Source organism: Sphingobium sp. PNB (genome assembly GCF_019873065.1).
Taxonomy (GTDB): Bacteria; Pseudomonadota; Alphaproteobacteria; order Sphingomonadales; family Sphingomonadaceae; genus Sphingobium; species Sphingobium fuliginis.
In genome coordinates this window covers 1-632 of sequence record NZ_JAINEZ010000238.1, presented here as the reverse complement: position 1 = coordinate 632, position 632 = coordinate 1, and the positions used below count along the sequence as shown (strand labels likewise).

Below are 632 nucleotides of genomic sequence, written 5' to 3'. Positions count from 1 at the left end.
CCAAGACCCGGCATAGCGTCCATCTCGGCGCGGATTTCCTCGCTGGTGGGCATGTAGCTCATTGCCCTGCCTCCAGCTTGGCGAGGGTGGCGCGCTGATATTGCTCCTGCACAGACACGGGCGGTTCGCCGTGGATGCGGTCCTGCTCCTGGCGTTCAGCGGCATCAGCTAGTTCGTCATCGCTCATCGGACGCCAGCCTTCGCCGTCACATTCCGAGCAAATCGGGCCAAACGGCCACATGAAGCCCAGATTATCGCACTTCGGGCATTCGATTTCGGGGGTGTCAAAAACTGTCACCCTTCCAGCCTGATAATGCTCGTCGCACGTAAACTTACTGCCGACACATCTAGGGCAATCCGCCTGCCAGTTATTCCGGATCATAATTCTGGTCCTCGTCCTCGATGGCGGTCAGCAGCGCGCACCGATAATTCACGATGCCGTCGCGTTCTTTCATCGCCTCAGCGATCAGGTCGTAGGCTTGGCCAAAGCGGCCATCTTTCCAGCCGCCAGCGCCCTCGTAAGCGGCGCGTTCTGGGATACGGTCGCCCATCACAACCCTCCCGCCACAATCCAAAGCGGCAGAGCCACCAGAACGAGAGCAATCGTCACGGCTTCAAGGCGGGTCAGAGTT

Annotated in this window: 2 protein-coding genes; both read right to left on the bottom strand. The window is 59.7% G+C overall.

What is annotated here, in order from left to right:
* Positions 1 to 58: 58 nt before the first annotated feature.
* Positions 59 to 382 carry a hypothetical protein gene (locus tag K7W03_RS27615; RefSeq protein ID WP_222888158.1) on the bottom strand — a complete coding sequence of 108 codons (324 nt, stop codon included), beginning with the start codon at positions 380 to 382 and terminating at the stop codon, positions 59 to 61.
* Positions 369 to 551, bottom strand: a complete 183-nt coding sequence (locus K7W03_RS27610; protein WP_222888156.1) for a hypothetical protein — start codon at positions 549 to 551, stop codon at positions 369 to 371. Before K7W03_RS27610 ends, K7W03_RS27615 begins: the two co-directional genes overlap by 14 nt.
* Positions 552 to 632 lie beyond the last annotated feature (81 nt).

Excerpts from the sequence above, each read along its gene's own strand:
- K7W03_RS27610 (WP_222888156.1), bottom strand. The coding sequence starts at position 551 with ATGGGCGACCGTATCCCAGAACGCGCCGCTTACGAGGGCGCTGGCGGC.
- K7W03_RS27615 (WP_222888158.1), bottom strand. The coding sequence starts at position 382 with ATGATCCGGAATAACTGGCAGGCGGATTGCCCTAGATGTGTCGGCAGT.